Source organism: Pseudomonas sp. H3_C08, assembly GCF_054669455.1.
In genome coordinates, this window is record NZ_CP162803.1 from 3655658 (window position 1) to 3679659 (window position 24002).

Sequence of the window (24002 nt, forward strand, 5' to 3'; positions counted from 1 at the left end):
ACATCGACCTGAGAGATCGAGTCGATTATGGATTGATTGCTGCGTTATATATGGTCGTGAAATTTGGGTCGATTATGGATTCACCGCTGAGCGTTCAGGTCGGCGTACTTCTACAGCATCCCCCAATCAGTCCCCTCTCCCCCTGGGAGAGGGCTAGGGTGAGGGCAATTCCAGCGCCGAAAGCCGCCCTTCGATAAAACGCCGCTCCGGCTCTTGCCGGGTCAGCTCCAAGGCCCGCAAATACGCAGCCCGCGCTTCTTCCACCCTACCCAACTGCCGACAAAACTCCGCCCGCGCCGAATGCGCCAAGTGGTAATCCTGCAACTCGCCGCGACCCAAAATCCCTTCAATCAGATTCAAACCGTTCAGCGCCCCATCCCGCTTGGCCACCGCCACCGCCCGGTTCAACTCGATCACCGGTGAAGGCACCGCACGCAACAGCACGTCATACAAACCAACGATCTGCTCCCAATCCGTCTCCCCCGCCGACGGCGCCTCAGCATGAACCGCCGCAATCGCCGCCTGCAAACAATATGGCCCAAAGCGCCGCGTGGTCAGCGCATGCTCGACCAGCGCACATCCCTCAGCAATCAACCCGGCATCCCACAGTGAACGGTCCTGATCATCCAATAGCACCAGTTCACCACTCGGCGAAGTGCGCGCCGACCGTCGCGACTCGTGCAACAGCATCATCGCCAGCAGACCCATCACCTCCGGCTCCGGCAGCAATTCCATCAACAGTCGCCCAAGCCGTATCGCCTCGCGGGTCAGATCTTCACGGATCAACTCGGCCCCGCACGACGCCGAATACCCTTCGTTGAACACCAGATAAATCACCCGCAACACGCTATCGAGGCGCTCGGGCAGTTCGCTCAGGCACGGTACTTGATAGGGAATTTTCGCGTCACGAATCTTCGCTTTGGCGCGCACGATGCGCTGGGCAATCGCTGCCGGCGCGGAGAGAAAGGCGCGGGCGATTTCCTCGGTGGTCAGGTCGCAGACTTCGCGCAAGGTCAGCGGCACTTGCGCATCCGCCGCCAGCGCCGGGTGGCAGCAGGTGAAGATCAGCCGCAGGCGATCGTCTTCCACGTCTTCGCCACTCCAGTCGGCCTGTTCCAGTTCTTCCAGTTGCGCCAGCAACAGCGGCTGCGAAGCCTTGAACCGCGCACGCCTGCGCAACACATCGATGGCCTTGAAGCGCCCGGTGGACACCAGCCAGGTGCGCGGGTTGTCCGGCACGCCGTCGCGCTGCCAGCGTTCGACCGCGACGAAGAACGCCTCGTGCAAGGCTTCTTCGGCGAGGTCGAAATCACCCAGCAAGCGAATCAGCGTCGCCAGGATCCGCCGCGACTCTTCGCGGTAGACCTGCTCGACCCGCGCCTTGACCTCAGACATTCAATTGCCGCACCGGTCGTACTTCAACGCTGCCCACCCGCGCGGCCGGAATATTGCCGGCAACCTGAATCGCTTCGTTGAGGTCCTTGGCGTCGATCAGGTAGAAACCGGCCAATTGCTCCTTGGTTTCGGCGAACGGGCCGTCGGTGATCGACAGTTTGCCGTTGCGCATCCGCACCGTGGTGGCGGTCTGCACCGACTCCAGCGCCTCGGCGGCAACCATCCGCCCGCTGCCCTGAATCGACTCGGCGTAGGCCCAGCACTCGGCGTCTTCCGGGCTGTCGGGCGACGAATGCAGCAGGCGCTCATCGCTATAGACCAGGCATAAATACTTCATGGCGTTCTCCTGAATCGGACGGTTCAACTATGGCTGAAGATCAGGGAGTCACATCGAACAGGGTCGCGCCGCTCATCGGATCGAACGGCGCCGACCAGTGTTCGTGGACGATTTTCCACGCCCCGTCAACCTGCCGATAGCAAGCGGTGACGCGCATCCAGCAGCTCTGGGTTTCGCCTTTGTCATTGGTGCCGCCGCAGTTGGCCACCCAGTGGGCGAAGGCAATGTTGTCAGCACTTTCGATGGCGATTTCGTGGAACTCGAAAACGTGCGGGCCGGGGCACATTTCCATGCACTCGACCCAGTGCGCGCGGTAGGCGGCTTTACCCTTGAATTGCAGGGCCTTGATCGCGTCGAAAGAGACGATGTCGTCGGCGTACAACGCCATGACTTTCTCCACGTCCTTTTTCATGACGGCTTCGCGGTAGGTGTTGATCAGAGTCTGGATCTCGGTTTGTGCGCTCATGGTGTTCTCCGTGTTTTTGTTGTGAAGACACCCTTAGTCGTTCGGCACTTGAGCTGATCGACAGGCGAAACAAAAAATTTCCGCAGAAGACAAAATCGCTAGAATCCGAGGCTCATCTTTGTAGGAAAAAGGAAATTCCCGTGTCAGCCCAACTCGTGCCGTACGACAGCCTTAACGCCTTGCAGCGTGAGCAAGTCGAGGCGATTGAAATCCATGCCGAGCAGATCAAGTTCTCCGGCGATATCCATGGGGCTTTGCACACCCTGCTGTCGAAACCCGGGCCGGGTGTGAAGGGTTTTGCGCTGCTGGCGGATGAAGTACCCGTGGCGTTTCTGTTGCTCAAGCGCCCGCCAGTGTTGCCGGCCTGGGCCGATGAACACAGCGCCACCTTGCATGCGCTGCAGGTCGATCGCCGCGCCCAGGGCAAGGGCTACGGCAAGGCCTGTCTGCAAGCGTTGCCCGACGTTGCGCGTCAGGCGTGGCCGGAGATCAAGGGACTGGAATTGTCGGTGGACGCGGATAACGACGCAGCCATCGCGCTGTATGCCAAACACGGCTATGTCGACAGCGGCGAAGCGTACAAGGGCCGGATCGGTTACGAACGGCGCATGGGCCTGGTTTTCTAAGTCATCGAGGGATGCACGATGATCGACTCAATCGAAGCACTGGAAGCGATTTACGGACTGCCCCACGAGCGGGCGGTGCGCAAGCAGATCGGTTTTCTCAACGACGATTATCAGGCAATGGTGCGCCTGTCGCCGCTGGTGATTGTCAGCTCGGTGGGCACCGATGGCCTGGATAATTCGCCGCGCGGTGACAAAGCCGGGTTTGTGCGGATCATTGACGAACGCACGCTGGCGTTGCCCGATCGCCCAGGTAACAACCGCATCGATACCCTGCGCAATGTGCTGCACGATTCGCGGGTGTCGTTGTTGTTCATTATTCCGGGGATTGGCGAGACGTTGCGGGTCAATGGCACGGCGGTGATTAGTGCTGAGCCGCAGTTGCTGGAAAGCTTTGCGGTGAACGGCAAACCGGCGAAAACGGTGTTGCTGGTGACGGTGGAAGCGGCGTTCTTTCATTGCTCGAAAGCCTTCGTCCGCTCGGATGCGTGGAACCCGGAAACGCATCTGCCGCGCTCGGCCCTGCCCTCTGCTGGCGCCTTCCACAAACGCCTGAATGACGGCCAGTTCGACGCCGAAACCTACGACCGCGAAGCGCCGAAACGCGTAACCGACACCCTCTACTGACACTCCCGTAAATGATCGTTCCCACGCTCTGCGTGGGAATGCAGCCGGGGATGCTCTGCGTCCCAAAGTCGTGACGCAGAGCGTCACAGGAGGCATTCCCACGCGGAGCGTGGGAACGATCAGTATCGGGCTGGTTTTAGAGGGTAAGGATCATCTCGTGCCACGCCATGCCGCCGTGGTCGGACTCAGACGGTTTGATGTAGGCAAAGCCAAACCCGGCATACAACGGGATATGCTTTTCCTTGCACATCAAATGAATGGTCGCCTTATCCATCCCGCGCATACGTTCAATGAACTCGCCCATCAAACGTTTGGCCAAACCCTGCCCCTGATAATCCGGGTGCACCACCACCGACATGATCACCACGTTTGGCCCTTTCGGGTCGTGGCCGATCAGTTCCTTGAACGCCTCGTCCGACATCTGCACATCAAACGCCGCGCCGGAGTTGACGAAGCCTGCGACCTCACCGTCCACCTCGGCAACGACAAAACCTTCCGGCCAGGTGGCAATGCGCGTGGCGATCTTCTCGCGGGTGGCCGCTTCGTCACCTTCGTAGGCAACGGTTTCGATGGCGTAGCAGCGGTCCAGATCGGCGGCGGTGACGTTGCGGATAACGGTGTTCATGGCGGCTCGGAAATCGGCAGAAGAAAGTGCCGAAAGCATAAAGGAATAAGGCCTGCATATCGATGCGCAAGGGCGGCGTAAAGCCTGCGTATAAGTGCTTTTCTTCGGGTTCGCGGCGGGCTATTTCTCAGGTGTGTCTCTGATCACCCTTGGGGGAAACCGTTTATGAGCAGCGTTGAAATCGGCCTGTTGATGGTGTTGGGCATCAGTACGTTCGGCTTTATCACTCTGGGCATCGACCTGTTGCGGGCGCGACGGTTGGGCAAGAGTAAACGCGGTTGAAAACCATGAGGCGGATCAGTGATCCGCCTCATGTCTGTTGGTTCAGCCCTTGGTATCGACCGGCACGCAGATTTCCAGTTTGCCGGTGTGCAGCCGCGGATTGAAATCGGCGCTATAGCGCTCCAGTTCCGGGGCATTGAGCTCTACGTAGTGCGAGGTCGGCAGCCAGGTCTTGTAGATGTATTGCAGGGTTTGCGGCAGCTGTTCGAGCGGCCCCTTGTGCTCGAACACCGCGTATTGCCGAGGCAGCACTTCGACCCACTGGTAGACCTTCTGGTCGAGGTCATCGAGCTTGCTGATTTCCACCCCGGCGATGTAATCGAAGCCGCCCTTGCCGTCGAAATTGCTGCAGACACCGTAGGTCACTTCGTTCTTTTGCCCCTGGATTTTTCCCAGGTGCGGCAAGAACTTTTCCCACAGCGCCGGAATGTCCTTGGCTGTGTCTTGGGTAAATCGACCGCGAAAACCTGCAATCAGCAAGAAGTGTCCATGTTCGAAGCGAGGTTCAGCCACTTCGACGCGTTTTTGCTCATCCATGACTCGACTCCTGGAACAAAAAAGGGGGTTCGGCTGGGAGTATAGAAAGCCAAAGCCGATTCGCACGTTTACAGCGCGTGCAACTGCTCGACGGCGCCCGAACCGACAAATTCGTTGTAGCCAGATACGATCACGTACACCGCGAAATAGCAGAAGATCGCTGCAGATGCCAGGTACGAATAGCGCAACAGCTTATCGCCCAACAGCTTACCACCATGGCTCGCGGCAAAGCATAAACCCGCCGACCACAGCAGCCCGGCGCAAAGGAATCCGCCAAGGAACAGCGCCGAACTCACCGGCCCACCGCCACCGGAACGGGCGATCAACGTACCGCCAACAGCAGCGAACCAGAGAATCGCGCTCGGCGACGACATCGCGAGAAATATCCCCCGGAAGAACTCCTTGCGATGGGAGTTCTGCCCCACTTCCGCCGTGGCCGCCAACTGCGCCTCGTGGTGAATCGCCGAGTAAATCATCTTCGCTGCAAAGTAGATCAGCAGCGCCGAACCACCAATCCACAGCACCCAGCGCACTGTTTCGTATTGCAGCAAAACCGTCATGCCCGCCAGCGCCAGCACCGCGTAAATCAGGTCGCCGACACAGGTACCGAGGCCCAGCGCGAAGCCCTGAAAGTAACCGCGCTGCATCGCCAGGGTGATCATGGCGATGTTGGCCACGCCGATATCCAGGCACAGCGAAAGGCTCAGCAAGAAGCCGCTGGTGAATTCCATCTACCGATTTCCTTGGGCAAATATGTTTGAAAAACGCGCTGGACAGTATGCCATCACAGCCCTTATCTTCCGCCACAGGTCACCGCAGTGACCAGCGTCGCTCGGACGGTTCCGGGCGCTTACGTTATCCGAGGCAACAATGGCTGAACAAGGTTCGCCGCGCCGCTTTGCGCGCATAGATCGACTCCCCCCTTACGTTTTCAACATCACCGCCGAGCTGAAGATGGCTGCGCGTCGTCGTGGTGAAGACATCATCGACTTGAGCATGGGCAACCCCGACGGCGCCACGCCGCCGCATATTGTCGAAAAACTTGTCCAGGTTGCCCAACGCGAAGACACCCACGGTTACTCCACGTCAAAGGGCATTCCGCGCCTGCGCCGGGCGATTTCCAACTGGTACAAGCAACGCTACGAGGTCGACATCGACCCGGAAAGCGAAGCCATTGTCACCATCGGTTCCAAGGAAGGCCTGGCGCATTTGATGCTGGCAACCCTGGATCAGGGCGACACCGTATTGGTGCCAAACCCGAGCTACCCGATTCACATCTACGGTGCGGTGATTGCCGGTGCCCAGGTGCGTTCGGTGCCGCTGGTGCCTGGCGTGGACTTCTTCGACGAACTGGAACGGGCCATTCGCGGCTCGATTCCGAAACCGAAAATGATGATCCTCGGCTTCCCATCGAATCCGACCGCACAGTGCGTGGAACTGGACTTCTTCGAACGGGTGATCGCCCTCGCCAAGCAGTACGACGTGCTGGTAATTCACGATCTGGCGTACGCCGACATCGTCTACGACGGCTGGAAAGCCCCGTCGATCATGCAAGTGCCGGGCGCCAAGGACATTGCTGTGGAGTTTTTCACCCTGTCCAAGAGCTACAACATGGCCGGCTGGCGCATCGGTTTCATGGTCGGTAATCCGGAACTGGTCAACGCTCTGGCGCGGATCAAGAGCTACCACGACTACGGCACCTTCACCCCGCTGCAAGTCGCGGCGATTGCCGCGCTGGAAGGCGATCAGCAGTGTGTGCGCGACATCGCAGAGCAGTATCGCCAGCGCCGCAACGTGCTGGTCAAAGGCCTGCATGAGCTGGGCTGGATGGTTGAGAATCCGAAGGCGTCGATGTACGTCTGGGCGAAGATTCCTGAGCAGTACGCGCATCTGGGTTCGCTGGAGTTTGCCAAGAAACTGCTGGCCGAGGCCAAGGTCTGCGTCTCGCCGGGGGTGGGTTTTGGTGAGTATGGCGACGATCACGTGCGCTTTGCGCTGATCGAAAACCAGGACCGCATACGTCAGGCGGTGCGCGGGATTCGCGGCATGTTCCGGGCGGATGGCCTGAGTCCAAAAACTTCCGCCTGACACCTATCCCCTGTGGGAGCGAGCTTGCTCGCGAAGGCGTCGTGTCAGCTAAATCAATGCTGACTGACCCACCGCTTTCGCGAGCAGGCTCGCTCCCACATTGGTTTTGGGTGAACCACAAAATCCACCCACAAAAAAACCGCATCGCTGCGGTTTTTTTGTGCCTGCGTGAAGCTGCTTAAACGAACAGCGACAGCAGCAGGATAAAGCCCAACGCAACGATGGACAGGATGGTTTCCATCGCCGTCCAGGTCTTGAACGTCTCGGCCACGGTCATGTTGAAGTACTGCTTCACCAGCCAGAAACCGGCGTCGTTCACGTGGGACAGGATCAGCGAACCGGCGCCAGTGGCCAGTACCAACAGCTCACGGTTAACGCCCGGAATCATCCCCACCACCGGCACGACAATGCCCGCGCCAGTAATGGTCGCCACAGTTGCCGAACCGGTCGCGATACGAATCACCGCTGCCACCAGCCACGCCAGCAGGATCGGCGAGATCTGTGCGCTGACCGCCATGTGGCCGATCACGTCGCCCACGCCGCTGGTCACCAGCATCTGCTTGAAACCACCGCCGGCACCGATGATCAGGATGATCGCAGCGGTTGGCGCCAGGCTCGCGTCGAGCCACTTGAGCATCTGCTGGGAACCGATGCCCTGCTTGTGGCCGAAGGTGTACAGCGACAGCAGCAACGCCAGCAGCAGTGCCGAGATCGGGTGACCGATCATGTCCATCCAGGTGCGGAAGAAGTGACCGTCCGGCAGCGCCACGTCAGCGAAGGTTTTCAGCAGCATCAGGAACACCGGCAACAGCACGGTGATCAGGGTGATGGTGAAGCTCGGCAGCTTGGCCGAGTCGTCGTTTTCGCGGGCCAGTTGATCGACCAGTTCCTGATTCGGGTGACCCGGAATGTGCTTGGCGATAAACGTACCGAAGATCGGACCGGCAATGATCGCGGTAGGCAGCGCAACGATCAGACCGTAGAGAATGGTCTTGCCGATGTCAGCGCCAAACACGCCGATGGCCAGCAGCGGGCCCGGGTGAGGTGGCACCAGACCGTGCACGGCGGACAGACCGGCGAGCAGCGGGATACCGATCTTGATGATCGACACGCCGGTGCGGCGCGCAACGATGAACACCAACGGAATCAGCAGCACGAAGCCGATTTCGAAGAATAGCGGGATGCCCACCAGAAACGCGGCGAACATCATCGCCCACTGGACTTTGTCTTTACCGAACGCCCGGATCAGGGTCTGGGCGATCTGATCCGCCCCGCCCGACTCGGCCATCATTTTGCCGAGCATGGTGCCCAGCGCAAGGATGATGCCGACGAAACCGAGCACGCCACCGAAGCCGTCCTGGAACGCTTTGATGATGGTGCCGATCGGCATGCCCGACGTCAGGCCGAGGAACGCGGCCGCGATGGTCAGGGAAATGAACGGGTGAATCTTGAATTTGGTGATCAGGATAATCAGGCCGATTACCGTGACCACTGCATCGAGCAGCAGGTAGGCGTCGTGGGACATGCCAAACATTGGGGGTGTCTCCTGGATTGTTGTTGTTATTAAAGCGGGTTAAACAGAAGTCGGAAGGACAGCGCTATCTCTTTCAACACACTCATACCGCCTGTTTCAGACCGTGGGCCTGCCACCAGACGTGAGCCTGGGACGCCAGTTCTTCAACGCTGTGGATCGAAGCATTCAACGCCAATGTCAACGGCTCACCCTTCGGCGATTCGAGGGTGGCGAACTGGCTTTCGATCAACGTCGCGGGCATGAAGTGGCCCGGACGGTGGGACACACGTTCAGCGGCAACTTCAGGGGTCAATTCAAGAAACACGAAACCCAGGCCCGGCAAGGCGCTGCGCAACACTTCGCGATAACTGTGTTTAAGGGCCGAGCAGGTCAGCACCGGGCGTTTGCCCAGCGCGTCGACGCGACGCAGTTCATCGCACAGGCTGTCGAGCCAGCCGGCACGGTCGTCGTCGTTCAGGGGAATCCCCGCGCTCATCTTTTCGATGTTCGCGGCCGGATGGAAAGTATCGCCTTCAATGGCAGTGGCGCCGCTCAATTGGCACAGGGCCTCGCTGACGCACGTCTTGCCGCAACCGGCAACGCCCATGATGACCAGGGCGGTGATGGGATGACTCATATAACACCTCAGCGCGCAGACAGCGCTACCTTTGCTAGCTATGACTCTAGTGCACAGGCAGAAGTTGCCGACGCCTTCTTGTCGTTTTTTTGGGTTGCAGCAGGTTTGTTCCCAACGCCAAAAAGCGAAGATCAGGCAGGACCTCGCTTACGCATTTACAGCTGCATCAGGACAGCGCTACCTTAGTGCCTTGATTTTTGTTTGGCAAGCCGCCCGATGACCTCCCCTAAAAACGATAAAAACACTCGCACCACCGGCCGTCCCACCCTGAATGAAGTTGCCCGTCTGGCCGGTGTCAGCCCGATTACTGCCTCCCGGGCCTTGCGCGGTGTCAGCACCGTGGCCACTGACCTTGTGGAAAAAGTCCAGAAAGCCGCGCTCGAACTCAACTACGTGGTCAACCCTGCCGCCCGCGCATTGGCCTCGGCGCAGAGCCATTCGGTGGTGGTTCTGGTGCCTTCGTTATCCAACTTGCTGTTCATCGATACGCTGGAAGCCATTCATCGGGTACTGACGCCCAAAGGCTTCGAAGTGCTGATCGGCAACTTCCACTATTCACGCGATGAAGAAGAAAACCTGCTGCGCAACTACATGGCCTATCAGCCGCGTGGATTTTTGCTGACCGGGTTTGATCGCACGGAAAGTTCACGACGGATGATCGAGGCGAGCAACATTCCCTGCGTTTACATGATGGAACTGGACAGCGCTGCCGGAGTGAATTGCGTAGGGTTCTCGCAACTGAGTGCCGGTGAAACGGCGGCCGAACATTTGCTTTCGCGTGGGCGCAAGCGTCTGGCTTACATCGGTGCGCAACTTGATCAGCGCACCTTGTTGCGCGGTGAAGGCTTTCGCAAAGCGTTGCAAAAGGCCGGACGTTACGACCCGGATCTGGAAGTACTGACGCCTCGTTCTTCATCGGTGGGCTTGGGCGGGGAGTTGTTTTTGCAATTGCTCGCGGCGCATCCGGACGTTGATGCGATCTTCTTCGGTAACGATGACCTGGCGCAGGGGGCGTTGCTGGAGGCGCTGCGCAACGGCATCAAGATTCCCGAGCAGGTAGCGATTCTCGGTTTCAACGACTTGCCGATGTCCGAACACATGGTGCCGCGCCTGAGCAGCATCAACACCCCGCGTGAAGCGATTGGCCGGCGCGCGGCGGAGCAGATGCTGACGTTGATGGCCGGTAACAGCGTGGCGCGTCCGGTGGAAGACATGGGCTTTGAACTGAAGATTCGCGAAAGCACCTGACTTCCCACAGATTCAAGGTTGAAACACAATCCCTGTGGGAGCGAGCCTGCTCGCGAAAGCGCTGTGTCAGATAAGCATGTGCCGACTGACACGACGCTTTCGCGAGCGGGCTCGCTCCCACATTGGATCTCCACAGTCGCTAGTGGCTGAGCAGATCAACCAGAGCCAGTGCGCCCTTTTGTAAGGGCTGGCTCTTGAGCCATACCGCATGCACCGGCATCACCAGACCATTTTCGATGTTGCGGAAATTCAGCCGTTTCAGTCGCCCGGACTCAATCCACGACTGCACCACCGACAGCGGGAAATTACCCCAACCCAATCCTGCCTCGACCATTTCCATGGCCGTCTCGAGATTGTCCGTGCGCCAATACGACTCCGCCACCAACGGCCGTGTTTCGCTGATTGGCAAGTCACGACTGGCGACGATGATTTGCCGTACATGCACCAGATCCTCGAGAAACAGATCCTGCCCCTGCAACAACGGACTGTCCGCCGCCAGGGTGGCGATCATCCGTTCGCTGCCGACAAACTGAAAACGCTCCAGTACATTCATGCTCAATCCGGCGAACGCCAGGCACAGGCTGACGCGGCCGCTGTGCAGCATCGCCAGCACGTCGTCCTGCGGCGCGGTCAGCACTTCGATATCGAGCAGCGGATGCCGCTCGGCGATCAGCTTGATCGCCGCCAGCAAACGGCGCCGGTCGATGTCCGCGACCACGCCGATCGACAGCTTGCTCTCCAGCCCCAGCGACAGTTCCACCGCGTGCACTTGCAGTTGCTTGAGTTGCTCGGCGATCAGCCGCGCGTGTGGCACCAGCGACAGCGCCATTGCCGTGGGTTGTGGTTCGCGATGGCTGCGGTCGAACAGCAGATAACCGAGTTCCGCCTCAAGGTTGCCGATGCCCATACTTACGGCCGACGGGACTTTGCCCAGCGCACGCGCCGCCGCCGAAAACGAGCCGCGTTCGATTACGGCAAGAAACAGCTCGATGCTGTCACTGTTGAAATTCACTTTGCACACCTATTAACAAAACTGAAAGCTACTGACTTTTTCTGTCAGCTCTATTGAAGCTATCTTTTGCCGCCTTCGCCAGTCCCGCTGGCCAACAAACGGCAAGAAAGAGGCAACTCCCCATGCAAGGCGTCAAACGCAAACTGGTCTATGTGTCGCTCTATGAAGTGATCGGCATGACCTTCTCCGCCCTCGGCCTGGCGTTGTTGTCCGGCACTTCACCGGGCAGCACCGGGCCATTGGCGGTGATCATCACCACCATCGCCGTGACCTGGAACTTCATTTACACCTCGTTGTTCGAGCGCTGGGAAAGTCGCCAGGTATCGCGCACGCGCACAGTGAAACGCCGTATCGCTCATGCGGTGGGCTTTCAACTGACGCTGATCGTGTTTCTGATTCCGTTGATCGCGTGGTGGATGAACATCAGTCTGGTGCAGGCGTTTCTATTGGATCTGGCGCTGATCATTTTCATCCCCTGCTACACGTTTGCCTTCAATTGGCTGTTTGACCGGATTTTCGGGCTGCCAGCCTCGGCGCTACCGGATTCGGCGGCTGCGGCATAAATCGTTAATTCGTAAGCAGATACTGCGAGAATTCAGCGGTTTATCTGTTTAATCCGCCGATATTCACAATCCGTGAACTCCGATAGCAGGCTAAGCTTTTCCATCAATAAAAAATGGACCAGCCCATGACTGCACACGCCCCCGCCACCGCGCAAAGCGACGGCATCGACCCGATACGCGCCGCTCAGGTGTCCGCCCGCATCGATCGCCTTCCGGCGGTCGCGACGATCTGGCGGCTGGTGGCGCTGCTGTCGATCGGTGGATTTTTCGAACTCTACGACCTGTTCCAGACCGCTTACATCAGCCCCGGGCTGATCCGCGACGGGATCTTTGCCACTGGCAATCAGGGCGTGTTCGGTTTCTCTGATCAAGCGGCGTTTGCCTCGGCAACGTTTCTCGGCCTGTTCCTCGGCGCCAGTCTGCTCAGCCCATTGGCGGATCGTTTCGGCCGCCGTGCGATCTTCACCTTCGCGCTGGTCTGGTACACGGCGGCGACGGTGTTGATGGGGATTCAGAGTTCGGCGCTGGGTATCATCTGCATGCGCTTTCTGGTTGGCATCGGCCTGGGCATCGAGCTGGTCACCATTGATGCCTACCTTTCTGAACTGGTGCCGAAACGCATGCGCAGCTCAGCCTTTGCCTTCGCGTTTTTCGTGCAGTTCCTGTCGGTGCCGGCGGTGGCATTGATGTCGTGGTGGCTGGTGCCGCAAGCGCCGTTCGGGGTCTCCGGCTGGCGCTGGGTGGTGCTGGCCAGCGCGGTGTTTGCGCTGTTTATCTGGTGGCTGCGCAAACGGCTGCCGGAATCGCCGCGCTGGCTCGCGCAGCATGGCCGCTTTGAGGAAGCCAACCGGATTCTCGACCACATTGAAACCCGTTGCCAGAAGGACTACGGCAAACCGCTGGACGCCCCCGAAGCCGTGCCCGTCGACGTCGAAGGCAAGGGCCGTTTTGCCGATATCTGGCAGCCGCCGTATCGTCGCCGCGCGTTGATGCTGATCGTCTTCCACATCTTCCAGGCAATCGGTTTCTTCGGTTTCGGCAACTGGCTGCCGGCGCTGCTGTCCGGCCAAGGCGTCAGCGTCACCCACAGTTTGATGTACGCCTTCATCATCACCCTCGCCTACCCGCTCGGGCCGCTGCTGTTCGTGAAGTTCGCCAACCGCTTCGAAAACAAATGGCAGATCGTCGGCTCGGCCCTCGGCGCGATGACCTTCGGCACCTTGTTCGCCCTGCAGACCAGCGCATTCGGGCTGATCTTCTGCGGGGTGATGATCACCTTCTGCAATGCCTGGCTGAGTTTCAGCTATCACTCGTACCAGAGCGAACTGTTCCCGACCAACATCCGCGCGCGCGCCGTGGGTTTCTGTTATTCGTTCAGTCGCTTGTCGACAGTGTTCAGCAGCTTGTTGATCGGCTTGTTTCTCGACAATTTCGGTACGCCGGGGGTATTGGCGTTTATCGTCAGCAGCATGCTGATCGTGATGCTGACCATCGGCTGGTTCGGCCCGCGCACGCGCAATCTGGCGCTGGAGAACATCGCTCATCGCTGATGGGACAACGGTCATCCTCTGCCACTTATCGGCAAGGGATGACCGCCACGAATACCTGACTGATGATCAAGTTTTTGAAATAAAAGGATTTATTCAAAAGGCACGGTAATTGCTCCGATACGCGAGTCAGCAATTACCTACAGGTCCGCACATCATGTTGATCAGTGCCAAACAACAGCAAATCATTCATCTGCCCAAAGCGCTGAATGACGATGCGACGTCCATCGCCGCAGCCGGTCTGCAAGGTGGTCTGCACGGCGCCATGCTGCAAACCCTGCAAAACCAGACCCAGGCGCAAACCGCCGAAGCCACCGCCAAAGTGCAGGACTCGGCCACACAGATCGCCACCCAGCAAGTCAGCGAAGCCACACGCATCAGCGATAACGTCGACGAAGCGTTCGCCAAGACCCGCGTGAACCTGCAATCGACCGACGCCACCACAGCCTCGGCGGCATCCGCCACTGACGAGTTCAAGGACTACATGAGCAAGACGCCGGAACAGCGTCTGCGCGACAGTATCCTGCAGTCCATGGGGCTGACCGAAGACGACATCAAAGCCATGCCGCCGGAGAAACAACTGGCCATCGGCAAAGAGATCGCCGAGCGCTTGCAGGACAAGATGAAGTTGGCGCAGGCGGAAAAAGACAACGATGTGAAGGACAGCGACAAGCAGGCGGGCAAGTTTCTCGCTGCGCTGTGATTTCCAGGTCGCCTGAAATCAAATGTGGAAGCGAGCCTGCTCGCGAAGGCGGTGAACCAATCAACGTAGATGTTGAATGTTCCGCCGCCTTCGCGAGCAGGCTCGCTCCCACAGTTTTTTGTGTGTTCAGGAAAGATCAGTTCAGTTGCAAGGTCTCATTGAACTGACTGATAGCATCCACCACATGCCGCGAGCCCTGCTGAATCTCCAGAATTACCTCCCCCGCTTCATTCGCCAGCTCCACACCTAGCCCGGTGCGACTCAGGCTTGACTGCATACTCGACACCGCGCTCAGCGACAGGTCATGGTTCTTGCGCACTACCTCGACAATTTCCAAGGTTGCCTGACTGGTTCGCGCCGCCAGACTGCGCACTTCATCCGCAACCACGGCAAACCCGCGTCCATGTTCACCGGCTCGCGCCGCTTCGATGGCGGCATTGAGCGCCAGCAAGTTGGTCTGGTCGGCAATGCCGCGAATGGTCTGGACGATGGTGCCGATGATGTCCGATTGCTTGCTCACCGCATCGATACTCGCCGCCGCTTCGTTGAGGTCGCGGGAGATGTCCTGAATGATCTGCACGGTTTGCTGCACGACCTGTGAGCCTTTTTGCGCGCAGGCGTCGTTTTGTACCGAGGTGCTGTGGGCCGATTCAGCAGCGTTCTGCAGCGTGGTCATCTGATGGGTGATGTCGCTGGCGAACTTGACCACTTTGTACAAGCGGCCCTTGGCGTCGAACAACGGGTTGTACGAAGCTTCGAGATAAACCATCTGCCCCGACTTGTTCTTGCGCTCGAAACGGTGCGAGTGATATTCGCCGCGGTTGAGCGAGGCCCAGAATGCCTTGTACTGCGCGGACTCGGCTTCGGCGCGATGGCAGAACAGACTGTGATGATGGCCGACGATTTCGTTGAGCGAGTACTGCATGGTCTTCAGAAAGTTGTCGTTGGCGGCGATAACATTACCTTCCGGGGTGAACTCGATCACCGCCATCGAGCGGCTGATCGCCGCCAGCATGCTTTCTTCTTCGTGTTCTTTATTCACTCGGGCGGTGATGTCGGCGGCCACTTTGATCACGCTCTGGACCTGTTTGTCCGGGCCATACACCGGCATGTAACTGGCTTCGAGCCAAACTTCCCTGCCGGCCTTGTTCAAGCGCAGGAAAGTGCCGCTGATCGGCTCACCGCGAGCCAGGTCACGCCACAATTTGGCGTACTCCTCGCTGCGATAGAAAGCCTCTTCACAAAACACCCGGTGATGTTTGCCACGCACTTCATCGGCGCTGTAGCCCATGGTCTTGCAGAAGTTTTCATTGGCATCCAGAACGATGCCGTCAGGGCTGAACTCGATCATTGCCATTGAACGGCTGATCGCGGCCAACTTCGCATTGGCCTCGGTCAGGGCGCAGCTGAAGCGCTCGATTTCCTGCAGGTCAGCCTTGTGATGTAGGTTGAACATGGTTGTATCACCTTCCGCGCGGACTTTTGATTTGATGAAAGTTCAGTTCTTTCACGATCCACCACTACGTTCCACAGAACAGGCACACGCATTCCTCCACGGGAGGAAGTTGTCAGGTGATAAATGATGATCAATCGGAGCGTCCATGCAGCGACGCTCTAATCAAGACATCCTTCTCTTGATAGCCCGCACGCGGGCCAGCCCTAACGCGTTGAAGAACTTCCATGTAAGCGACGCTCCTTGTTGGTTCAGTGTCGGTGCCTTGGGTTGCGCACTCTGGCAGCATGAATTCACGGACTAACCCTGCATTTCAGCCATTTTTGACATGACGGTCGACATAGTTAGTTACGGGAAGCATAGCCAGTGCAAAGACCTGCGCAAGGCCACTAGTCGGCCAGTATCTGGCACTTTTTGCACAAGAATCGGTTCAGCGCGGGGAGAAATGCTGCCGGAGCGGACGCTTTCGCGAGCAAGCTCGCTCCCACATTGGAATGCGTTTCTCCTGTGGGAGCGAGCTTGCTCGCGAAGGCAAAAGTTGCAGCACTACAAAAACAACAGCGGAATCAGCACCAAAGTGCTCAAGGCACGGCCCAGCCAGTGACTATTGAGAACAATGGCAAACCAACCGCCATAGACGCCAATCAGCAACAGCCAGGTCGGCCACTCGGTACGGGCGGTGAAACGTTGGCGCAGGGTTTCGATCTGCTGACGATGGGCGGCGTCGAAGTAATGGGGCATGGCGTTGCTCGGAACGGGGATCGTCCCCTTCTGTGCAACGACGCAGTGCAATCTTGCAGATTATTTTCGGATGCAGGCAGGAGCCCGAGAACCGGGCTCCCGAAAGGCGTGATCAGTGACCGAAGATGTCGACTTTCTTGGCTTTTTTCTCTGCGCGCTTTTCAATCGCGGTCTTGGCCGGTTTCTTCTTCGCGGCTTTCTTTGAATCCATACCTTTGGACATGATGCGTACTCCACTCACAGGGGATGTGAGGTCAGGTATACACCTATCCAGAGCCGTGCGTTCTTTTATAATCGGCGCTTTTCACGCCGACAGTCCGATCCCATGCCCGACACCCAATACAGCCTGCTCGACGAGTCGTTATGGCCGTTGATGAACAAGTTTTACCGCAGCCACCAGTCCTCGATGAAAGCGGTTCGCGAGGCACAGTTATGGGTGGCGCGGCGCGGAGAGATTGTGGGCGCGTTGTGCTTGCGGCCAGTGTCCGGCGGGCATTGGTTGACCGGGTTGTTCGTTGATCCGGGGTGTCGTGAACAGGGCGTTGCCGCAAAGCTGATTGCAGCGGCTGTGCAGGATGTAAGCGAGCCGGTGTGGCTGTTCTGCCATCCTGATTTGCGCGGTTTTTATGAGCGACGCGGGTTCACGTTCGACCCGGCCCTGCCCCAGGCGATGGCGGAGCGCTTGAGCCGGTATGCGCGGAGCAAGCCGATGATTGCGATGGAGCTGGCCCCCTCCACCTAACAAAACCCTGTAGGAGTGAGCCTGCTCGCGATAGCGGTGTGTCAGTCACCGAAAATGTCACTGACAGACCGCTATCGCGAGCAGGCTCACTCCTACAGGGGGGCGTGGTGTTCTCGGGGATCAATCGTCAGCTGTGGGATCAAGATCCGGGAACATCACTTCGGTAAAACCGAACTTAGTGAAGTCGGTGATCCGCGACGGGTACAACCGGCCGATCAGGTGATCGCATTCGTGCTGCACAACGCGGGCGTGGAAACCTGACGCGATACGCACAATCGGCTCGCCTTTCGGATCAAACCCTTCATAGCGAATCTGCTGATAACGATCCACCGCACCACGCAAACCCGGCACCGACAGACACCCTTCGAAGCCCTCCTCCATCAACGGACTCAACGGCGTGATCAGCGGATTGATCAGGATCGTCTGCGGCACCGCTTCAGCGTCCGGGTAACGTTCGCTGTGTTCAAAACCAAAGATCACCAGTTGCAGATCGACACCGATCTGCGGCGCCGCCAGGCCAACGCCACCGACGCTTTCCATGGTCTGGAACATATCGTCGATCAGTTGCCACAGCTCGGGGCTGTCGAACATCTCGACCGGCACGGGCGGGGCAATGCGCAGCAGGCGCTCGTCGCCCATTTTCAGAATTTCACGGATCATGATCAGACTTCGTCAGTGTCCGGCTTGAGCGAATGATCGCGGCCCAGGCCCGAGACGTGTTGTTTGGGATGTTCATCGAGTTCGCCGGGGACTTTCTCACCCGCATCCTTGCCCTCGCTGGACATGTGCTCGATCACCGCATTCATCTCGGCGCCGAGCAACAGCACCGCAGCGGAAATGTAGAAGTACAGCAACAGCACGATGATCGCCCCGATGCTGCCATACATCGCGTTGTAGTTGGCGAAGGTCTTCACGTAGAAGGCGAAACCCAACGAGGCGATGATCCACACCACCACGGCCAATACCGAACCGGGGGTGATGAAGCGGAATTCCTGTTTGACGTCAGGCATGACGTAGTAGATCAGTGCCACCGCGACCATCATCAGAATCACGATCACCGGCCAACGCGCGATGGTCCACACGGTGACAATGAAGTCTTCCAGCCCCACCTGCGCGGCGATCCAGCCCATCACCTGCGGCCCGAGCACCATCAGCGCAGCGGCCACCAGGAGCATGCCGGCAATGCCGACGGTGTAGACAATCGACAGCGGAAAACGCTTCCAGATCGGCCGGCCTTCGACCACGTCATACGCGGCGTTCATCGCGCTCATCATCAAGCGCACGCCCGCGGAGGCGGTGTACAGGGCGATAACGATACCGACGGAAAGCAGGCCACCCTTGGACTGCTGTAACTGGTCGATCACCGGGTTGACCTGCTCCAGCGCCTGCGGTGGCAGGACCAGTTCCGATTGCAGGCGCAGCCAGGAGAAAAAGTCCGGCAGGTGCAGGAAACCGATCAGGGCGATCAGGAACAGAATGAACGGGAACAGCGAGAACAGCATCTGGTAGGCCAGTGCCGAGGCATAGGTCGACATCTCGTCGTCGACGAATTCAGTGACCGTGCGCACCATCACCCGATGCAGGGGCAGACCTTTCATGTCTGGAAATATCATTCGCGTCTCCTTTCGCCGCAATACAGGTTGAAGTCGTGGCGACTCAGGGGCCGTTTTTTACATCACGGTAGCCTGTTTGGCGAACCTCGTCGGGTTGCTGCAGGCTTTTGACACAAAAACGGCCATCCTTGGATGGCCGTTCATGTATTTCGTTCAAGGCTGAATTACGCCTTGTCGACACCTTTCTTGATGGCGTCTTTGGCTTTACCGACCGCTTGCTGGGCCTCGCCTTTTTTCTCTTGCAGTTTGCCTTCGGCTTGCAGCTTGGTGTTGTCGGTGGCTTTACCGACGCCTTGCTTGACGTTGCCGACCGCTTCATTAGCCATGCCTTTTACTTTATCGCCTGTGCTACTCATGGTGTTTCTCCTTGGTGCATTAAGAGGGAAAAGTCAGTACGTAATGATTGACTGGCCGGGTTTGCGCCAAGTTTCATTTATTTTCAGCGGCTCATTTCGTCGCGGCGTGCAGGTTGGGCTTTATGTTTGCGTGCGTAGCCCCGAGAATGCGCAACATATGGGCGTCAAGCGCCAGGAACCGATCCCGCAGGAATGTTATGAAACTCGATAAAACGCAGGCCATTGCCCGTCGCAACAAGGAACTGGGCGGCGCCGTGCTCGGCACCAACAACTGCCACTTCGCCGAACTGAACCGTAACCGCAACATCTGGTGGTTCGACCTGCCGGTGTCGCGTCTGGCCATCGGTCAGTACGAGTGGATTCACCTGCTGATGCACACGCCGGCCACAGACGAATTGCTGCACCTGAAAGTGCCGACGGTATTTCTGCGTGAAAAGCTGGAGGGGCTGGTGATTCGCAACGAAGGCAAGCGCAAGGCGGCGTTGAGCCTGGAACTGAGTGCGGACAAGGATTCGTATCTGCAGGACATGCGTCCGGCGGGGACTAACGTGAATTTCGCGCCGTTTCGTCAGTAGGATTTGTGCAGCCCCCTTCCCCTCACCCTAGCCCTCTCCCAAGGGAGAGGGAACTGACCGAGGTGTCTGGATGAGCTGCACCGACCTGAGATATCGGGTCGAACTCAGGTTCTGAACAGCATGAAGATCTGCTCCCTTACCCATTGGGAGAGGGAACTGACCGAGGTGTCTGGATGAGCTGCACCGACCTGAGATATCGAGTCGAATTCGGGTTCTGAACAGCGTGAAGATCTGCTCCCTTTCTCCTTGGGTGACGGACTGACCGAAGTGTCTGGACGAGGTACGCCCGACTTGAGATATCGAGTCGAACTCAGGTTCTGAACAGCCCCCGTTCGGCTCCCTCTCCCTCGGGAGAGGGCTGGGGTGAGGGGTAGGCTCAACGCGAAATCCAAGCCCTGCCCCGCACCCAACAAAAAGCCCCGCATCTGCGGGGCTTGGTGTTTTAGGCGGCGGACCTGGCCTTGATTTTCTTCAGCTCTTCATCACGCAACTCGCGACGCAGGATCTTGCCGACGTTGGTGGTCGGCAACGCATCGCGGAACTCCACCGAACGCGGCACCTTGTAACCCGTGACGTTGGCGCGCATGTGCTCCATCACGGTTTCCTTGGTCAGCGTGACACCCGGTTTGGCGACGATGAAAATCTTGATCGCCTCGCCCGACTTCTCGTCCGGCACGCCGATGGCCGCGCACTGCAACACACCCGGCAGGGTCGCCAACACGTCTTCCAGTTCGTTCGGGTAGACGTTGAAACCGGAGACCAGAATCATGTCTTTCTTGCGATCAACGATGCGCATGTAGCCGTCCGGCTGGATCAGCGCGATGTCACCGGTCTTCAGCCAGCCTTCGCTGTCGAGCATTTCATCGGTGGCTTCCTGACGCTGCCAGTAGCCTTTCATCACTTGCGGGCCCTTGACGCACAGTTCGCCGATTTCACCCAGCGCCTGCTCGACACCGGCATCATCGATGACTTTGCACAGGGTCGATGGCACCGGAATACCGATGGTGCCGATCTGGATGTTCTGGATCGGGTTGACCGTGGCCACCGGGCTGGTTTCGGTCATGCCGTAACCTTCGCAGATCGCGCAACCGGTGACCGCTTTCCAGCGCTCGGCAGCGGCCAGTTGCAAGGCCATGCCGCCGGACAACGTAACTTTCAGCGCCGAGAAATCCAGCTTGCGGAAACCTTCGTTGTTGCACAGCGCGACGAACAGCGTATTGAGGCCGACGAAACCGCTGAACTTCCACTTCGACAGTTCCTTGACCATCGCCGGCAGGTCGCGCGGGTTGCTGATGAGGATGTTGTGGTTGCCGATCAGCATCATCGCCATGCAATGAAAGGTGAACGCATAGATGTGGTACAGCGGTAGCGGCGTGATCAGGATCTCGCAACCTTCGTTGAGGTTGGAACCCATCAGCGCCTTGCACTGCAGCATGTTGGCGACGAGGTTGCGATGGGTCAGCATCGCGCCTTTGGCCACGCCGGTGGTGCCGCCAGTGTATTGCAGCACCGCAACGTCGCCGCTGTCAGGATTGGCTTCGGCCACCGGTTGACCCTGGCCCTTGCTCAGCACGTCATTGAACTTGACGGCTTTGGGCAAGTGATAGGCCGGGACCATTTTCTTCACGTACTTGATGACACTGTTGATCAGCAGGCGCTTGATCGGTGGCAGCAGGTCGGCGACTTCGGTGACGATGACGTGTTTGACGCCGGTTTTCGGCACCACGGTTTCAGCCAGATGCGCCATGTTCGCCAGGCAAACAAGGGCTTTGGCGCCGGAGTCGTTGAATTGGTGTTCCATTTCCCGCGCGGTGTACAGCGGGTTGGTGTTGACCACGATCAGCCCGGCGCGAATCGCACCGAAGACGGCCACCGGGTACTGCAGAACGTTGGGCAGTTGCACGGCGATTCGATCGCCGGGCTGCAAATCGGTATGCTGTTGCAGATACGCGGCAAACGCACCGGACAATTCGTACAATTCACCGTAAGTGATTGTCTTGCCCAGGTTGCTGAAAGCCGGTTTGTTGGCGAAGCGTTGGCAGGATTGCTTCAACACTGCCTGAATGTTCGGATACTCGTCCGGATTGATGTCGGCAGCAATTCCAGCCGGGTATTTATCCTTCCAAAAGTCTTCGATCATGGAAGCCCACTCCTCAGCAACGCGAATTCTTCACCGCATTTGATGCGATTATTATTGGTGTGTGTTTGGTATTGGTGAATCTGGCTTTTACATAGGCCGAGAAGTCACAAAGCGCGCCGAGAGTAGCAGCTTTGCCAAGGGTCGACTAGAGCCAAAAGCGGCCCCTACAGTCATATTCATGACTCAAGACTACCTAGCAGTCATTTTAGAGCAAAAATCCTAGAACACCTTTGAAGCCCCGGTTTTCGGGGACATCGGCCAAAAAAATTCGCGAGCAAGCTCGCTCCCACGAGGATCACGTCTTTCCCTGTGGGAGCGAGCCTGCTCGCGAATGCGCGAAGCGCAGCGGTTAAGGGCTACGCGATATCGCGCAACTCACGCCGCAGAATTTTCCCGACAGGCGTCATCGGCAATGACTCACGCAACACAATGTGTTTCGGCACTTTGTACGCGGTGAAATTCTCTTTGCAGTAGGCCTTGAGCTCTTCGAGGCTGACCCCGGTTTCCCGCGCCACCACAAACAGCTTCACCGCCTCGCCCGAACGCTCGTCCGGTACGCCGATCACCGCGCAGTTGGCGACTTTCGGATGGGCCATGACCACATCTTCGATTTCATTCGGATAAACGTTGAAACCGGAGACGATGATCATGTCCTTCTTGCGATCGACGATGCGCACGAAACCGTCCGGATCGATCACCGCGATGTCACCGGACTTGAACCAGCCCTCGGCATCCAGCACTTCGGCAGTGGCTTCAGGCTTGTGCCAATAACCTTTCATGATCTGCGGGCCCTTGATGCACAACTCGCCGCGCTCGCCCATCGGCTGTTCGACACCGTCATCGTTGATGACTTTGAGCAAGGTGCCCGGCACCGGCAAGCCGACCGTGCCCAGCCGCGACTGGTCGCCGTACGGGTTGGTGCAGGCCACTGGTGAGGTTTCGGTCAGGCCGTAACCCTCGGTGATGCGGCAACCGGTCATCTGTTCCCAGCGCTCGGCGGTGGCTTTGACCAGCGCGGTACCGCCGGAGTTGGTGAGCTTCAGGCTGGAGAAATCGAGGGTCTTGAAATCCGGGTGATCCATCAGCGCCACGAACAAGGTGTTCAGGCCCAACAGCGCGGAGAAGCGCCAGTTCTTCAGCTCCTTGATGAAGCCGGCAATATCGCGCGGGTTGGTGATCAGCACGTTGTGGTTGCCGGAAACCATCATGCACATGCAGTTCGCGGTGAAGGCATAGATGTGATACAGCGGCAGCGGTGCGATCATCACTTCCTGGCCTTCGCGCAGCAGCGGCTGACCGTCCGGGCCGAGTTGCGCGAGACAGGCGCGCACTTGCTGCATGTTCGCCACCAGATTGCCGTGGGTGAGCATCGCGCCTTTCGCCAGCCCGGTGGTGCCACCGGTGTATTGCAGCACGGCGATGTCGTCGAGGCTGACCTTCAGCGGCTTGATCCCCAGGCCACGGCCCATGCGCAGTGCGCTTTTGAAGGAGATCGCCTGCGGCAACGAATACGCCGGGACCATTTTCTTCACTTTGCTGACCACGGTGTTGACCAGCCAGCCCTTGGCGGTGGGCATCAGGTCGCCCATCTTCGCTTCGATCAGGTACTGAATGTCGGTATCGGCCAGCACTTCCTGGACCTTCTGGCCGAACATGTTCAGGTACACCAGCGCCCGCGCGCCGGAATCCTTGAACTGGTGGCGCATCTCCCGTGCGGTATACAGCGGATTGGTGTTGACCACGATCAGCCCGGCACGCAGTGCACCGAACACGGCAATCGGGTAATGCAGGATGTTGGGCATCTGCACGGCGATGCGATCCCCCGGAGCCAGATCGGTATGCGCCTGCAGGTAACCGGCGAAGGCGGCGCTCTGCCGCTCAAGTTCAGCGTAAGTCAGGGTGATCCCCATATTGCTGAACGCCGGGCGATCGGCGAACTTCTTGCAGGAACGCTCGAACACCTCGATCACCGACTTGAACTCGCCCATGTCGATGTCCAGCGGTACGCCGGCCGGGCGTTTGTCGTTCCAGAAATCAGGTTGCATTGTTCTTGTCCTCTTTACCTGAGCCGATCCGGGCCGCTTTCTGTCATTTCTGAAAAAGCGGAGCTTCACGGACACTAGCAGTTATGGCCATTGAGGCAAATATGGCCAAAGCCGTCATTGATCGTGTGAATCTT

24 protein-coding genes and 2 pseudogenes are annotated in these 24002 nt (G+C 58.4%); 9 read left to right on the top strand and 17 right to left on the bottom strand.

Annotated features, from left to right (window positions below; all coding sequences use genetic code 11):
* Positions 1-153: 153 nt before the first annotated feature.
* Genes AB4N74_RS16740 through AB4N74_RS16750 form a run of 3 tightly spaced genes read right to left on the bottom strand, consistent with a single transcriptional unit; the run spans position 154 to position 2198 of the window.
* Entirely contained in the window at positions 154-1395 is a 1242-nt protein-coding gene (locus AB4N74_RS16740) for an RNA polymerase sigma factor (protein WP_460096675.1), read from the bottom strand.
* Entirely contained in the window at positions 1388-1732 is a 345-nt protein-coding gene (locus AB4N74_RS16745; RefSeq protein ID WP_008081988.1) for a YciI family protein, read from the bottom strand. The genes AB4N74_RS16740 and AB4N74_RS16745 overlap by 8 nt, the downstream gene beginning before the upstream one ends.
* 40 nt (positions 1733-1772) lie before the next feature.
* Positions 1773-2198, bottom strand: coding sequence for a YybH family protein (locus tag AB4N74_RS16750; protein ID WP_257355959.1), 426 nt, complete (start codon positions 2196-2198; stop codon positions 1773-1775).
* A gap of 140 nt (positions 2199-2338) precedes the next feature.
* On the opposite strand from AB4N74_RS16750, the gene AB4N74_RS16755 reads away from it, so the two are divergent.
* Positions 2339-2824: a GNAT family N-acetyltransferase gene (locus tag AB4N74_RS16755; RefSeq protein WP_093430438.1), complete on the top strand. Its 486-nt coding sequence runs from the start codon at positions 2339-2341 to the stop codon at positions 2822-2824.
* Positions 2825-2842: 18 nt separating this feature from the next.
* Positions 2843-3448 (top strand): pyridoxamine 5'-phosphate oxidase family protein, encoded by a 606-nt coding sequence (locus tag AB4N74_RS16760; RefSeq protein WP_257355960.1) that lies wholly within the window; start codon positions 2843-2845, stop codon positions 3446-3448.
* Positions 3449-3584: 136 nt separating this feature from the next.
* Here AB4N74_RS16760 and AB4N74_RS16765 read toward each other — a convergent pair whose 3' ends face one another.
* From AB4N74_RS16765 to AB4N74_RS16775, 3 genes are all read right to left on the bottom strand, one after another.
* Entirely contained in the window at positions 3585-4073 is a 489-nt protein-coding gene (locus AB4N74_RS16765; RefSeq protein WP_093430440.1) for a GNAT family N-acetyltransferase, read from the bottom strand.
* A 324-nt stretch (positions 4074-4397) separates the two neighbouring features.
* A complete protein-coding gene (locus AB4N74_RS16770) occupies positions 4398-4892 on the bottom strand; it encodes a GyrI-like domain-containing protein (RefSeq protein WP_093430441.1) in 495 nt (164 codons plus the stop codon).
* 68 nt (positions 4893-4960) lie between these two features.
* Complete coding sequence (locus AB4N74_RS16775) at positions 4961-5623, bottom strand: LysE family translocator (protein WP_007917797.1); 663 nt, start codon at positions 5621-5623, stop codon at positions 4961-4963.
* 139 nt (positions 5624-5762) lie between these two features.
* On the opposite strand from AB4N74_RS16775, the gene alaC reads away from it, so the two are divergent.
* Entirely contained in the window at positions 5763-6980 is a 1218-nt protein-coding gene (gene alaC, locus AB4N74_RS16780) for an alanine transaminase (RefSeq protein WP_093430443.1), read from the top strand.
* Between the two features lie 178 nt (positions 6981-7158).
* Here alaC and AB4N74_RS16785 read toward each other — a convergent pair whose 3' ends face one another.
* Together AB4N74_RS16785 and AB4N74_RS16790 are read right to left on the bottom strand one after the other, a co-directional pair.
* Entirely contained in the window at positions 7159-8514 is a 1356-nt protein-coding gene (locus tag AB4N74_RS16785) for a GntP family permease (RefSeq protein WP_099756982.1), read from the bottom strand.
* An 82-nt stretch (positions 8515-8596) separates the two neighbouring features.
* Positions 8597-9130, bottom strand: coding sequence for a gluconokinase (locus AB4N74_RS16790; RefSeq protein WP_095048167.1), 534 nt, complete (start codon positions 9128-9130; stop codon positions 8597-8599).
* Positions 9131-9346: 216 nt separating this feature from the next.
* On the opposite strand from AB4N74_RS16790, the gene gntR reads away from it, so the two are divergent.
* Positions 9347-10378 (top strand): HTH-type transcriptional regulator GntR, encoded by a 1032-nt coding sequence (gene gntR, locus AB4N74_RS16795; protein ID WP_093430446.1) that lies wholly within the window; start codon positions 9347-9349, stop codon positions 10376-10378.
* Between the two features lie 139 nt (positions 10379-10517).
* Here the strand turns inward: gntR and AB4N74_RS16800 are convergent, their stop codons facing one another.
* Entirely contained in the window at positions 10518-11390 is an 873-nt protein-coding gene (locus AB4N74_RS16800; protein WP_093430447.1) for a LysR family transcriptional regulator, read from the bottom strand.
* A 122-nt stretch (positions 11391-11512) separates the two neighbouring features.
* Between AB4N74_RS16800 and AB4N74_RS16805 the strand changes: the two genes are divergently transcribed.
* From AB4N74_RS16805 to AB4N74_RS16815, 3 genes are all read left to right on the top strand, one after another.
* Positions 11513-11953: a PACE efflux transporter gene (locus AB4N74_RS16805; RefSeq protein WP_093430448.1), complete on the top strand. Its 441-nt coding sequence runs from the start codon at positions 11513-11515 to the stop codon at positions 11951-11953.
* 125 nt (positions 11954-12078) lie between these two features.
* The gene (locus AB4N74_RS16810; protein WP_460091987.1) at positions 12079-13503 is read left to right on the top strand and encodes an MFS transporter; all 1425 of its coding nucleotides are present in this window, start codon (positions 12079-12081) and stop codon (positions 13501-13503) included.
* 154 nt (positions 13504-13657) lie between these two features.
* Positions 13658-14203 (top strand): hypothetical protein, encoded by a 546-nt coding sequence (locus tag AB4N74_RS16815; RefSeq protein WP_093430450.1) that lies wholly within the window; start codon positions 13658-13660, stop codon positions 14201-14203.
* A gap of 136 nt (positions 14204-14339) precedes the next feature.
* On the opposite strand, the gene AB4N74_RS16820 is transcribed toward AB4N74_RS16815, so the two are convergent.
* From AB4N74_RS16820 to AB4N74_RS16830, 3 genes and pseudogenes are all read right to left on the bottom strand, one after another.
* Positions 14340-14879: a methyl-accepting chemotaxis protein gene (locus tag AB4N74_RS16820; protein WP_225919999.1), complete on the bottom strand. Its 540-nt coding sequence runs from the start codon at positions 14877-14879 to the stop codon at positions 14340-14342.
* Positions 14880-14930: 51 nt separating this feature from the next.
* Positions 14931-15659: pseudogene (locus AB4N74_RS16825) on the bottom strand (PAS domain-containing protein); the annotation flags it as partial.
* Positions 15660-16205: 546 nt separating this feature from the next.
* Positions 16206-16397: pseudogene (locus AB4N74_RS16830) on the bottom strand (fatty acid desaturase); the annotation flags it as partial.
* Positions 16398-16722: 325 nt separating this feature from the next.
* On the opposite strand from AB4N74_RS16830, the gene AB4N74_RS16835 reads away from it, so the two are divergent.
* A complete protein-coding gene (locus AB4N74_RS16835; protein WP_460096676.1) occupies positions 16723-17139 on the top strand; it encodes a GNAT family N-acetyltransferase in 417 nt (138 codons plus the stop codon).
* Positions 17140-17259: 120 nt separating this feature from the next.
* Here AB4N74_RS16835 and def read toward each other — a convergent pair whose 3' ends face one another.
* The 3 genes from def to AB4N74_RS16850 form a co-directional block, all read right to left on the bottom strand.
* Entirely contained in the window at positions 17260-17799 is a 540-nt protein-coding gene (gene def / locus AB4N74_RS16840) for a peptide deformylase (protein ID WP_099756987.1), read from the bottom strand.
* 2 nt (positions 17800-17801) lie between these two features.
* Entirely contained in the window at positions 17802-18752 is a 951-nt protein-coding gene (locus tag AB4N74_RS16845) for a YihY/virulence factor BrkB family protein (protein WP_007917840.1), read from the bottom strand.
* Positions 18753-18916: 164 nt separating this feature from the next.
* Positions 18917-19108: a CsbD family protein gene (locus tag AB4N74_RS16850; RefSeq protein WP_027612573.1), complete on the bottom strand. Its 192-nt coding sequence runs from the start codon at positions 19106-19108 to the stop codon at positions 18917-18919.
* 197 nt (positions 19109-19305) lie between these two features.
* On the opposite strand from AB4N74_RS16850, the gene AB4N74_RS16855 reads away from it, so the two are divergent.
* Complete coding sequence (locus AB4N74_RS16855; protein ID WP_007917843.1) at positions 19306-19683, top strand: hypothetical protein; 378 nt, start codon at positions 19306-19308, stop codon at positions 19681-19683.
* Positions 19684-20125: 442 nt separating this feature from the next.
* Here the strand turns inward: AB4N74_RS16855 and fadD1 are convergent, their stop codons facing one another.
* Entirely contained in the window at positions 20126-21823 is a 1698-nt protein-coding gene (gene fadD1 / locus AB4N74_RS16860) for a long-chain-fatty-acid--CoA ligase FadD1 (protein WP_460096679.1), read from the bottom strand.
* 356 nt (positions 21824-22179) lie between these two features.
* Positions 22180-23868 (bottom strand): long-chain-fatty-acid--CoA ligase FadD2, encoded by a 1689-nt coding sequence (fadD2, locus tag AB4N74_RS16865; RefSeq protein ID WP_093430457.1) that lies wholly within the window; start codon positions 23866-23868, stop codon positions 22180-22182.
* Positions 23869-24002 lie beyond the last annotated feature (134 nt).

Bases quoted from the DNA above. Each gene is read 5' to 3' on its own strand.
- AB4N74_RS16740 (WP_460096675.1), bottom strand. From the start codon at position 1,395: ATGTCTGAGGTCAAGGCGCGGGTCGAGCAGGTCTACCGCGAAGAGTCG.
- AB4N74_RS16745 (WP_008081988.1), bottom strand. From the start codon at position 1,732: ATGAAGTATTTATGCCTGGTCTATAGCGATGAGCGCCTGCTGCATTCG.
- AB4N74_RS16750 (WP_257355959.1), bottom strand. From the start codon at position 2,198: ATGAGCGCACAAACCGAGATCCAGACTCTGATCAACACCTACCGCGAA.
- AB4N74_RS16760 (WP_257355960.1), top strand. From the start codon at position 2,843: ATGATCGACTCAATCGAAGCACTGGAAGCGATTTACGGACTGCCCCAC.
- AB4N74_RS16765 (WP_093430440.1), bottom strand. From the start codon at position 4,073: ATGAACACCGTTATCCGCAACGTCACCGCCGCCGATCTGGACCGCTGC.
- AB4N74_RS16770 (WP_093430441.1), bottom strand. From the start codon at position 4,892: ATGGATGAGCAAAAACGCGTCGAAGTGGCTGAACCTCGCTTCGAACAT.
- AB4N74_RS16775 (WP_007917797.1), bottom strand. From the start codon at position 5,623: ATGGAATTCACCAGCGGCTTCTTGCTGAGCCTTTCGCTGTGCCTGGAT.
- alaC (WP_093430443.1), top strand. From the start codon at position 5,763: ATGGCTGAACAAGGTTCGCCGCGCCGCTTTGCGCGCATAGATCGACTC.
- AB4N74_RS16785 (WP_099756982.1), bottom strand. From the start codon at position 8,514: ATGTTTGGCATGTCCCACGACGCCTACCTGCTGCTCGATGCAGTGGTC.
- AB4N74_RS16790 (WP_095048167.1), bottom strand. From the start codon at position 9,130: ATGAGTCATCCCATCACCGCCCTGGTCATCATGGGCGTTGCCGGTTGC.
- gntR (WP_093430446.1), top strand. From the start codon at position 9,347: ATGACCTCCCCTAAAAACGATAAAAACACTCGCACCACCGGCCGTCCC.
- AB4N74_RS16805 (WP_093430448.1), top strand. From the start codon at position 11,513: ATGCAAGGCGTCAAACGCAAACTGGTCTATGTGTCGCTCTATGAAGTG.
- AB4N74_RS16810 (WP_460091987.1), top strand. From the start codon at position 12,079: ATGACTGCACACGCCCCCGCCACCGCGCAAAGCGACGGCATCGACCCG.
- AB4N74_RS16815 (WP_093430450.1), top strand. From the start codon at position 13,658: ATGTTGATCAGTGCCAAACAACAGCAAATCATTCATCTGCCCAAAGCG.
- AB4N74_RS16820 (WP_225919999.1), bottom strand. From the start codon at position 14,879: ATGACCACGCTGCAGAACGCTGCTGAATCGGCCCACAGCACCTCGGTA.
- AB4N74_RS16835 (WP_460096676.1), top strand. From the start codon at position 16,723: ATGCCCGACACCCAATACAGCCTGCTCGACGAGTCGTTATGGCCGTTG.
- def (WP_099756987.1), bottom strand. From the start codon at position 17,799: ATGATCCGTGAAATTCTGAAAATGGGCGACGAGCGCCTGCTGCGCATT.
- AB4N74_RS16845 (WP_007917840.1), bottom strand. From the start codon at position 18,752: ATGATATTTCCAGACATGAAAGGTCTGCCCCTGCATCGGGTGATGGTG.
- AB4N74_RS16850 (WP_027612573.1), bottom strand. From the start codon at position 19,108: ATGAGTAGCACAGGCGATAAAGTAAAAGGCATGGCTAATGAAGCGGTC.
- AB4N74_RS16855 (WP_007917843.1), top strand. From the start codon at position 19,306: ATGAAACTCGATAAAACGCAGGCCATTGCCCGTCGCAACAAGGAACTG.
- fadD1 (WP_460096679.1), bottom strand. From the start codon at position 21,823: ATGATCGAAGACTTTTGGAAGGATAAATACCCGGCTGGAATTGCTGCC.
- fadD2 (WP_093430457.1), bottom strand. From the start codon at position 23,868: ATGCAACCTGATTTCTGGAACGACAAACGCCCGGCCGGCGTACCGCTG.